This is a genomic window from Variovorax sp. P4_D9 (genome assembly GCF_056401695.1).
The window spans coordinates 1-9666 of sequence record NZ_JBFUIU010000330.1; the positions used below are offsets into that span (position 1 = coordinate 1).

Sequence of the window (9666 nt, forward strand, 5' to 3'; positions counted from 1 at the left end):
CCCCGCAGCAGTGCGGCGCGCGGCGCATAATTTGCTCCCCCTCCATCCGGAAGCGCAGACATGGAAAAGTTCGATCAAGCGAAGGTCGTCTCCGTGCTCAACCGGCTCCTCGAAGCCGAGTTGGCGGGCGTGGTGCGCTACACGCACTACTCCTTCTTGGTGTTCGGTTTCGGCCGCATTCCCATCGTCTCGTGGCTTCGCGAACAGGCCAGCGAATCGCTGCTGCATGCGCAACAGGTCGGCGAGTGGATCACCACCCTCGGCGAATACCCCTCGCTCGCGATCGGGCCGCTGCTCGATTCGCACCAGCACGATATCGCCGCCATGCTTCGCGAATCGCTCGACACCGAGGCGCGCGCGCTGGCCCTCTACCGCGAGCTGCTGTCGCATGTGGAAGGCCGCTCGGTGGCGTTGGAGGAGTTCGCGCGGCAGATGATCCAGGCTGAGGAGTTGCACGCCGCGGACGTCGACAAGATGCTCCGCAAGCCAGGCGAGGTGGCGGCGTTCTCGTCGAAGCCGGTGCCCTGATCGTTTTGCCGCCCCTGGCGTTCATTGCTTGCGCAGGTACTCGCGTACCTTTTCCGCGGAGTCGCCGATCGCTGCCACGGCCGCTCTGAGCGTCTTTTCGTCAATGCCGAGCGCTTCGGTCCAACTGCGCACTTCATGGGGCTCGGAGAGCATGTGGGGCAGTTCCCGCCATAGACCAAGAGAACGAGGATCCCGATGCTCACCGATGGACACGCGGATTTTGACTACCGCGAATGGGTCGTACGCGTGGAAATCACAAGCGCCGGAGAAGCGTTTTCAGGGCATGCGGATCTCCTCCTGAATGGGCAGCAAAAATGCCGCTTGGTGCTGGCCACTTCTCGCCTGGAGGAGGCGAGCGCGCGTCTGTCGCTCTGCACAAAAGCCCGCAACTTCATTGACGACTGGATGTCCCGCACCCACGTCGGCGACACGGGATTCTTGGAACTATAGGGATCCGTCGCAGCGAACACGACGGCCTCCGGCGCTGGCAGAGGAAGCTTCTGTCTCCCACCCGTACACGGGTGGCTCCTCGACGCCGGAGGCCGCCGTCCATCAAGCAGCCCATAGGCTTTCGGAGGTTTGGAAGAATGGTCCAGTTGTGCCTCCGCGTCCTGCCGGAATGGAGGGCTTGGATCGCGAATCAGCTGGCTCTTCGTTCTGCCCATGCTCAGGCCGCCTGCACGGCAACGAGCCAGAGCTGCGCTCCTTGYTGCGGCGTCGAGGTCCAGGTCAGGTCGTAGGTACCGGCCACGCCCACCTGCCTGACGGCAACGGCGCACTGCACCAAGGCACCRGAAGCCAGTACMGAATCGACCACCGTGAAGCCGTTGTCGGGGACGGCCGTCTTGTCCARGTCGACACCCGCATCGCCCCACCACCATGCGACGAGCAGCGCRGGGCCGGTGGTGGTGACACTGGCRCTGGTCAAGGGCCGACCCGACAGCACCTCGCGCCACTGCACATCGCGCACCAAKCCGCCACCGGTGATCTCGACAACGCTCAGGGTCGTTTCGTCGGTGACCTTGGGCTTCGCCACGGTGACCGCGTGMCCGYTCMTGCCCCGGGCCTGCGCACAGGCAGAAAGGCCCGTTCCCGAGCTCGGCCAGAGGGTGTAGCTGTGCGCCGCATCGATCTGGACGAAGGAATTGCCCGCGTTGTCCGTCGGCGCGACGGCCGAAAGCACACCCCGCCCGACGCAGGCCAAGAGGGTGCTTCCGGTCGCGCGCGTGGACATGCCGGGAGTGGACAGCGATGAAGACGACACCCCGTCACGGTTGAAGGCGAGCGCGTGGGAGCCGAGGGCTGGCGCCGTTGATGCAGATGCAGGGGGAGGTGCAGGTGAAGGTGGAGTTGGAGAAGCAGCCACCACGGGTGTCTGGGCGCCGGAGCCTCCACCAAAGGCCGTGAGCGTCGCGCCTCCAGATGCCATGCTGACCGCCGCAAGCCCCCACATACGGCGCAACAGCGTGCGGCGCTGGTTCGTCAGCGCCAGTGCCGCACTGTCGAAGGGTTCATTCATGTAGGCACTCCGTTCTCTTCGGCCTCGTCATCTGCGCAGTCGCATCGAGACCGAAAACCTGTCCGCGGGATGCAAGGAGACTGAAACCTCGAAAAGCTCGCCGTCGGCATCGAAATAGCGCCGCACGATCTTCAGCGCCGATGCGCYGGTCTCCACCTGGAGCTTCCGGGCCATGTCGCCATTGGTGATCGTGAATGCCCGGACGTCCTGATGGATCTCCGCGATATGCCGGTCGTAGCGCTCCTCGATCAATGAACTGATCAAGGCGCCCGGTGATGCCTCCACGAGTTCACCGATCTCGGCGTACTTGGGGTCGATGTACACGTCGGTCCAGCCGATGGGCAGCGCAGTTTCGTCTCCGGCCATGCGCAGGGTCGAGATGCGCAGCCAGGCGCTTCCGTCGCTGCACCCCAACTCCTTCGCCAGGTCGCCTGTCACTGTCTCGGGCGCGATCGACTGCACCACCCGCAGATGCTCTTCGCCGAATTGGACCAGGTCGTCGACGGAGGCCAGCGACGGACGAAAGCCCACGCTCGGCTTCGCCGAAATGACCCGGGTCCCGACGTTCTTGCGCCGCGACACCAATCCGAGTTGCTGCAGTTCGGCAAGCGCCGCCCGCACGGTGTGTCGGCTGGTGCCGTAGTGCTTGCACAACTCGAGCTCCGTCGGGAGCAGCGCGCCGACGCTGAAATGCCCCGACGCGATGGCCTCGGTCAGTTGGCGGGCGATGTTCGCGAAATTGGCCTTCTGCGGAGCCGGGTCAAGCATGGTGTTCATGGCTAAGGGTAAACCCCAAATTGAAGTTATGTCCGAACATATTAGAGTGTCATATGTCCGGACATATTGGCGTTCATCTTTCTCCACTTCAAGAGGCATTCATGTCGACTCCTTCGTTTCCCATGGCCAGCACTGTGGTTGATTCCATCCTATTCCGCGACGCCTTCGGCACGCAGAAGATGCGGCAGATTTTCTCCGATGGCGCGCTCATCCAGCGCTACATCGATGTCGAGGTGGCGCTGGCGAAGGCCGAAGCGAAGGTCGGCGTGATTCCCGCCGATGCCGCCGAGGTGATCGCACGCGAATCGAAGATCGAGCGCATCGACTTCGATCACATGCGCCATGAAACGGACATCGTCGGCTACCCGATCCTGCCGCTGGTGCACCAGCTGGTCGGGATGTGTGGCGAGGCCGGCCGCTACCTGCACTGGGGCGCGACCACGCAGGACATCATGGACACGGCCGTGGCGCTCCAGGTGCGCGACGCGCTCGACAGCATTGATGGCGACATCCGCGAGTTGCGCGGCATCCTGGCTTCGCTGGCGCGCAAGCACCGCGACACGCCGATGGCCGGCCGCACCCATCTGCAGCAGGCGCTGCCCGTGACCTTCGGCTACAAGGTCGCGATCTGGCTCGCCATGTTCGACCGCCATCAGCAGCGCCTCGCCGAGCTGCGCCCGCGCGTGGCGGTGGTCGAGTTCGCCGGTGCGGCCGGCACGCTGGCATCGCTCGGCGACAAGGGCTTCGAGGTCCAGAAGGCCATGGCGGCCGAGCTCGCGCTGGGTGTGCCCGCCACAACCTGGCACGTGGCGCGTGATGGCTTTGCCGAGGCGGTGAACCTGCTGGCGCTCGTCACCGGCTCGCTCGGCAAGATCGCGCTCGACATCATGATCATGGCGTCGACCGAGTTCGCCGAGGTCTACGAGCCCTTCGTCAAGGGGCGCGGCGCCTCGAGCACGATGCCGCAGAAGCGCAATCCGATCTCCAGCGAGTTGATGCTCGCGGCCTCCAAGGCAGTGCGGCAGCACGCCGGGCTGATGGTCGATGCGATGGTGCAGGACTTCGAGCGCGCCACCGGTCCGTGGCACGCCGAGTGGATCGCGATCCCCGAAAGCTTCATCCTGAGCTCGGGTGCACTGCAGCAGGCCAAGTTCGCGCTCGGCGGCCTGATCGTCGACGAGGCCCGCATGGCGCACAACCTGGGCATCACCAAGGGCCTGATCGTGGCGGAGGCCGTGATGATGGGCATTGCGCCGCACATCGGCCGCCAGCAGGCGCACGACGTCGTCTACGACGCATGCCGCACCGTGAACGAGAAAGGCGGGACCCTGGCCGAGGCGCTGGCAGCCCTGCCGGAGGTCACGCGGCACTTCGACCGCGCAACCATCGATCGCCTCACCGACCCCGCCAACTACCTCGGCCTCGCGCCGCAAATGGTGGACCGCGCGCTGGCGCTTTCCGCCGAGGTCAGCGCCTGAGGCGCCAGGAGAGAGACAACATGACAACCACATCCACCATCGCGCCGACCGCGCCGACCGCGCCGGCCTTGCCGAGGAAGTTTCCCTGGTACCGAAAGCTCGGCATGCAGGTGCTGGTCTCGCTGGTCCTGGGCATCCTGGTCGGTTTCGCCTTTCCCAAGTTCGCATCGCAGCTCAAGCTGCTGGGCGACATGTTCCTGTCGCTCATCAAGGCAGGTGTCGCGCCACTGGTGTTCCTGACCATCGTGCACGGCATCGCCTCGGCCGGCGACGTCAAGAGCGCCGGGCGCGTCGGCTGGCGTTCGATCGTCTACTTCGAAGTGATCTCGACGATCGCGCTGTGCGTCGGGCTGCTGGCGGGCAACCTGCTGGGCATCGGCAAGGGGATGACCGTCGCCGGCGGCGCTGCGGTCGCACCCGCGGCGAAGGCGGCGGCGCCGCAAGGCTTCCTCGAGTTCATGGCACACATCGTGCCGGACAACTTCGTCGGCGCGTTCGCCAAGGGCGAGTTGTTGCAGGTGGTCGTGCTCGCCGCCATGGTGGGCATCGGCATCCTCGCGATTCCGGAAGGTCGCCGTGAGAAGATCAACGGCGGGCTCGACTACATCTCCGAAGTGCTCTTCTCGTTCATCAACCTGGTGATGAAGCTGGCACCCATCGGGACTTTTGGCGCTGTTGCCTATTCGGTCGGCAGCAACGGCAGCGCGGTGCTGGTGGCACTCGCGCAGCTCGTGCTGAGCTTCTACGCCGTCATCGCGATCTTCATCGCCGTGGTTCTCGGGCTCATCGCGAAGCTCGCGGGTTTCAGTCTCTGGCGTTTCCTGCGCTACATCAAGGACGAGATCCTGATCGTGCTCGGCACCGCCTCTTCGGAAAGCGCGCTGCCGCGCCTGTTGATCAAGCTGGAGCGCCTGGGTTGCGCCAAGCAGACGGTCGGCCTGGTGCTGCCCACCGGCTACGCCTTCAATCTCGACGGCACATCGATCTTCATGGCGATGGGCGTGATGTTCATCTCGCATGCCTACGGCGTGCCGCTCTCGATCGATCACCAGATCGGCATTCTGCTGTTGATGCTGCTGACCTCCAAGGGCGCGGCCACGGTGTCGGGCGGCTCGTTCGTGGTCTTCGCGGCCACCGTGACATCGACGGGGATTCTTCCGGTCGAGGGCCTGGCGGTCATCTTCGGCGTCTACCGCTTCCTGTCGATGGCCATCGCCACCTGCAACACGATCGGCAACAGCGTCGCCGTCGTTGTCGTCGCGAAATGGTCGGGCACCTTCGATCCGAAGGTCGCCGAGCGGCACCTGTATCCCGAACGCTATCCGGACATCGCCGCAGCCGATGCGCAACTGGACGATGGCAACCTGCTGCCGGAAGACATGAAGGACACCAATCCCCATCCCTCCGGCATCGACATGCATGTGCCGGCCCCCGCGCGCTGACCTCTCCAAACTCCCGAGGAATTCATCATGAAGTCGAACTGGAAACTGGGCGCTCTTGCCCTGGCATTCCTTGCGGGCGGTGCGTTCGCCCAGGCCTACCCGACGAAGCCGGTCACCTGGATCGTCCCCTTCGCGGCCGGCGGACCTACCGATGCGCTCGCGCGCAGCATCGCCGAGCGTGTGGCCCGCGAACTCGGCCAGCCGATCATCATCGACAACACGCCGGGGGCGGGCGGCACGGTCGGCGCAGCCAAGGCGGCACGCGCTGCGCCCGACGGCTACACCATGCTGGTCGGCCACATGGGCTACATGGGCGCCGCGCCTGCCTTGTACAAGAAGCTCAACTACGATCCGGTCAAGGACTTCGCCCCGGTGTTCCGTTTCCCCGATACGCCGTTGGTATTGATGGTTCGCAAGGAGCATCCGGCCAAGGACATCAAGGCGCTGGTCGACTTCGGCAAGGCCAACCCGGACAAGCTGTTCATCGGCAATGCGGGCGTCGGCTCCAGCTCACACCTGATTGCCGCGCTGTTCGCCTCGTCCGCGGGCATCAAGCTTTCTCAGGTTCCCTACAAGGGCGCCGGGCCGGCACTGATCGACGTGATCGGCGGACAGGTGGACGGCATCTTCGACCAGACCAACACGGCGCTGCCGCAGATCAAGGAGGCGAAGGTGCGTCCGCTGGCCGTCACCTCGAAGGTCCGGCTGCCGCAACTCAAGGATGTCCCGACGCTCTCGGAAACCGTGCTGCCGAACTTCGAAGCTTCCACCTGGTACGGGATCTACGCGCCCAAGGGCACGCCACAGCCGGTGCTCGACAAGGTGCAGGCGGCCTATCAGAAGGTCATGACCGACAAGGTCTTCACGGACAAGATGGCCGAGCAGGCGATCCAGTTGCTGCCGGCCGATCAAACCACCGGCGCGGCGTTGGGCAAGCACACCGAGAGCGAGGTCGCGCGATGGAAGACGGTTGCTGCTAAGGCCAACATCTCGCTGGATTGAGCATGGTCGCATCACGCATCGAGAATGACGCCTTCGGCCCGGTCGACATACCCGCCGACCGCTACTGGGGCGCACAGACGCAACGCGCGCTCGGCGTTTTCGAGGTCGGCGAGGAGCGCTTTCCGGCCTGCCTGATCCGCGCTTTCGGTTTGCAGAAGATGGCGGCCGCGCGCGCCAACCTGCGCTGCGGAGCACTCGAGGCGATGCTGGCAGAGCCGATCCTGGCGGCTGCCAGCGAGTTGCGCGACGGCCGCTTCGATGCGCACTTCCCACTCACGATCTGGCAGACCGGCTCGGGCACGCAGACCAACATGAACGCCAACGAGGTGATCGCGAACCGGGCCAACGAGCTGCTGGGTCAGCCCTTGGGTAGCAGGTCGCCGGTGCATCCCAACGACCATGTCAATGCTTCGCAGTCTTCGAACGACAGCTTCCCGACCGTCATGCACGTGGTCACGCTGCTGGAGCTCGAGCAGCGGCTGAAGCCCTCGCTCGCATTGTTGCGCGAGAGTTTGCATGAGCGCGCCGATGCCTTTACCGATGTCGTGAAGATCGCGCGAACTCACCTGATGGATGCTGTGCCGATGACGATGGGGCAGACCTTCGACACCTTCGCCCGCCAGGTCGCCCATGGGATCGAGCGGATCGCCGCCACCATGCCGCGACTCTCATCCCTGCCGCAGGGTGGGACGGCTGCTGGCACGGGCTTGAACGCGCCACCGGCGTTCGATGCGATCTTCTGCGAGGAGATCAGCGCACTCACGGGCCGCAACTTCTCGCCCAATGCATCGAAGTTCGAGGGCATGGCGGCGCACGACGCGTTGGTCGAGGTTTCAGGAGCGCTGAACGTGCTGGCGACGTCGCTGTTCAAAATTGCCAACGATCTGCGCTGGCTCGGATCCGGGCCGCGCTGCGGCCTGGGTGAGCTGAGGATTCCAGACGACGGCCTCACGAGTTCGATCATGCCGGGCAAGCGCAACCCGACGATCGCGGAGGTGCTGGCGCAGGCCTGCATGCAGGCCGTGGGCAATCACGCGACGATCACCATGGCGAACGCGTCGGGCAACTTCGAACTGAACGTTGCCAAGCCGGTGCTGATCGCCAACCTGCTGCAATCGATTCGCGTACTGGCTGATGCGTCGAGCGTGCTCGCCCGTCGCCTGGTTCAGGGCATCGAGGTGGAGCCGGTGCGCCTGGCCAACAACGTCGAGCAAGCGTTGCTGCTGGTGACGGCGTTGAATCCACACCTTGGATATGACCGAGTGGCGCGAATTACCGCTGTAGCGCTCGAAGAGGGAATCTCGCCGCGAGCTGCCGCCACGTCACTGGGGTTTCTGGATCAAGCGAGCTACGACMGGATCGTGGATGCCGGAAAGATGGCCCATGCGCAATTCACGATTCCTGCGGGTCGAAGAAACGTCGAGACAAACCGCCACGCCCGGGATAAAACTTGAAGTAAGGCCGCGCCTGATCGATGGTGAGCGCCACCGATGGATGATCCATCAAGCGCTCGAAGTAGGCAGCCAGGTGCACGTGCTGCGGTGACAGCGGCACGTAGGTCAGGGCATAGAACAAGGCCGGCGCCGCGGCGCAGTCGGCCATGCTGAACGCATCGCCGGCCACCCAGGTCCGGCCTTCGAGATGGCGGTCGATGAACGCATAGGCCAACGACAGGCCTTCTCGCGCCCGACTCACGCCATGGGCGTCGCGATCCACTTTCGGCCGCAGAAGGTCGGCGGTGAGCGCCTGCATCGGGGTCATCACGTAGAGGTCGAGGAGCCGGTCCCAAAGGCGCACTTCCAGCGCGGTGTCCGGGTCATGTGGGATGAGCATACGGCCGGGGCGTGCATGGTGGCGCTGCAGGTACTCGATGATGATGCTCGTCTCGGGAATGGGCCGCCCTTGGTCCACCAGCAGCGGCATCTTGCCCGTAGGAATCAACGCCAGGTATGCCGCTCGCTCCCCGGGATCAGACAGGTCGAGCACCCGCTTGTCGACATCGACGCCCAACACGTCGACCGCGATCAGGACCTTGTGGCAATAGGACGAGAGCGGATGGTAGTGCAGCGTAGGAACAGTCATGCGATTCCGAGTGGTTTCCTGCCGGGGAGCCTCTATGGGCGGCGACCTGCCGGGTCAAGAGCTGCTTCCTGGTTCTCGAGGAATGCCTGTACCGCTGAGACGGTTCGCGCAGGGTCTTCCTCGTGCGGGACGTGGCCGAGCCCGTCGAATATCTGCAATCGGCTGCCAGCGATGTCCCTGGCGAAGAACTGCGCCTGCGATGGCGGGATCAAGCGGTCCTGCGCGCCCCACAACAGAAGCGTCGGCTGTCTGACCTGCTTGATCTGCGACGAGAAGACTTCGTTTTTCGCTTGAAAGCGATCACGCAATGCCTTGCGGTTGCCTTCGCGCAATGTGATTTCGTAGTAGCGGTCGATCAACTCCGGCGTCACCTTGTCCGGATTGGCATAGACGTTTCGCACGCTCGACTCGATCACGCGCCGCGGCAGCAGATTTCGAATCAAGGGAGCCAACGCAGGAACTTGCGCGAGTCGGAAGCCGATGGGGATGGATTGCGCCTCGGAGGGGTAGCCGGCGGAGTCGACCAGGATCAGCTTGCCGACGCGATCCGGATAGTCGACGGCGGTCTTCCACGCCACGCCGCCGCCCAAGGAGTTGCCCGCGAGAACCGCCTGCTTGACGCCGAGCTTGTCCAACACATCGACGATGAAGCGGGAATAGCCAGGCAAGGTGTAGTCGCCACTGGGCGCGGGACCCGTCAGCCCAAAGCCGGGAAGGTCGATGCGGATCACACGATGCTTGCCCTTGAGGGCATCGACCCAGCCGTCCCAGGTGTGCAGGCTGGCAGAAGTGCCGTGCACCAGGACTATGGGCTGCGGGTCGTTGCGCGGGCCTTCGT

General features: G+C 64.6%; 11 protein-coding genes. 6 read left to right on the forward strand and 5 right to left on the reverse strand.

Annotation, left to right across the window (positions count from 1 at the left end):
- The first annotated feature begins 60 nt into the window (after window positions 1–60).
- A complete protein-coding gene (locus AC1DY5_RS29360) occupies window positions 61–528 on the forward strand; it encodes a ferritin-like domain-containing protein (protein WP_478117163.1) in 468 nt (155 codons plus the stop codon).
- Between the two features lie 21 nt (window positions 529–549).
- On the opposite strand, the gene AC1DY5_RS29365 is transcribed toward AC1DY5_RS29360, so the two are convergent.
- The gene (locus AC1DY5_RS29365) at window positions 550–681 is read right to left on the reverse strand and encodes a DUF3606 domain-containing protein (RefSeq protein ID WP_478117165.1); all 132 of its coding nucleotides are present in this window, start codon (window positions 679–681) and stop codon (window positions 550–552) included.
- Between the two features lie 42 nt (window positions 682–723).
- Between AC1DY5_RS29365 and AC1DY5_RS29370 the strand changes: the two genes are divergently transcribed.
- Window positions 724–978: a hypothetical protein gene (locus tag AC1DY5_RS29370; protein ID WP_478117167.1), complete on the forward strand. Its 255-nt coding sequence runs from the start codon at window positions 724–726 to the stop codon at window positions 976–978.
- Window positions 979–1195: 217 nt separating this feature from the next.
- Here AC1DY5_RS29370 and AC1DY5_RS29375 read toward each other — a convergent pair whose 3' ends face one another.
- Together AC1DY5_RS29375 and AC1DY5_RS29380 are read right to left on the reverse strand one after the other, a co-directional pair.
- On the reverse strand, window positions 1196–2047 hold the full coding sequence (locus tag AC1DY5_RS29375) for a hypothetical protein (protein ID WP_478117169.1): 852 nt from the start codon (window positions 2045–2047) through the stop codon (window positions 1196–1198).
- A gap of 27 nt (window positions 2048–2074) precedes the next feature.
- Entirely contained in the window at window positions 2075–2815 is a 741-nt protein-coding gene (locus AC1DY5_RS29380) for a GntR family transcriptional regulator (protein ID WP_478117183.1), read from the reverse strand.
- A gap of 110 nt (window positions 2816–2925) precedes the next feature.
- Between AC1DY5_RS29380 and AC1DY5_RS29385 the strand changes: the two genes are divergently transcribed.
- From AC1DY5_RS29385 to AC1DY5_RS29400, 4 genes are read left to right on the forward strand one after another with little or no spacing between them, the layout of a single operon-like run.
- Window positions 2926–4302, forward strand: a complete 1377-nt coding sequence (locus AC1DY5_RS29385) for a class-II fumarase/aspartase family protein (RefSeq protein ID WP_478117171.1) — start codon at window positions 2926–2928, stop codon at window positions 4300–4302.
- Between the two features lie 20 nt (window positions 4303–4322).
- The gene (locus tag AC1DY5_RS29390; RefSeq protein WP_478117173.1) at window positions 4323–5744 is read left to right on the forward strand and encodes a cation:dicarboxylate symporter family transporter; all 1422 of its coding nucleotides are present in this window, start codon (window positions 4323–4325) and stop codon (window positions 5742–5744) included.
- 27 nt (window positions 5745–5771) lie between these two features.
- The gene (locus tag AC1DY5_RS29395; RefSeq protein ID WP_478117175.1) at window positions 5772–6746 is read left to right on the forward strand and encodes a tripartite tricarboxylate transporter substrate binding protein BugD; all 975 of its coding nucleotides are present in this window, start codon (window positions 5772–5774) and stop codon (window positions 6744–6746) included.
- Window positions 6747–6748: 2 nt separating this feature from the next.
- The gene (locus tag AC1DY5_RS29400; protein ID WP_478117177.1) at window positions 6749–8200 is read left to right on the forward strand and encodes a class II fumarate hydratase; all 1452 of its coding nucleotides are present in this window, start codon (window positions 6749–6751) and stop codon (window positions 8198–8200) included.
- Here AC1DY5_RS29400 and AC1DY5_RS29405 read toward each other — a convergent pair.
- Window positions 8139–8828, reverse strand: coding sequence for a glutathione S-transferase family protein (locus AC1DY5_RS29405; RefSeq protein WP_478117179.1), 690 nt, complete (start codon window positions 8826–8828; stop codon window positions 8139–8141). The two genes, AC1DY5_RS29400 and AC1DY5_RS29405, sit on opposite strands and share 62 nt — an antisense overlap.
- A gap of 32 nt (window positions 8829–8860) precedes the next feature.
- The coding region (locus AC1DY5_RS29410; protein ID WP_478117181.1) for an alpha/beta fold hydrolase at window positions 8861–9666 on the reverse strand (806 nt) is incomplete at its 5' end.

Bases quoted from the DNA above. Each gene is read 5' to 3' on its own strand.
- AC1DY5_RS29360 (WP_478117163.1), top strand. From the start codon at position 61: ATGGAAAAGTTCGATCAAGCGAAGGTCGTCTCCGTGCTCAACCGGCTC.
- AC1DY5_RS29365 (WP_478117165.1), bottom strand. From the start codon at position 681: ATGCTCTCCGAGCCCCATGAAGTGCGCAGTTGGACCGAAGCGCTCGGC.
- AC1DY5_RS29370 (WP_478117167.1), top strand. From the start codon at position 724: ATGCTCACCGATGGACACGCGGATTTTGACTACCGCGAATGGGTCGTA.
- AC1DY5_RS29385 (WP_478117171.1), top strand. From the start codon at position 2,926: ATGTCGACTCCTTCGTTTCCCATGGCCAGCACTGTGGTTGATTCCATC.
- AC1DY5_RS29390 (WP_478117173.1), top strand. From the start codon at position 4,323: ATGACAACCACATCCACCATCGCGCCGACCGCGCCGACCGCGCCGGCC.
- AC1DY5_RS29395 (WP_478117175.1), top strand. From the start codon at position 5,772: ATGAAGTCGAACTGGAAACTGGGCGCTCTTGCCCTGGCATTCCTTGCG.
- AC1DY5_RS29405 (WP_478117179.1), bottom strand. From the start codon at position 8,828: ATGACTGTTCCTACGCTGCACTACCATCCGCTCTCGTCCTATTGCCAC.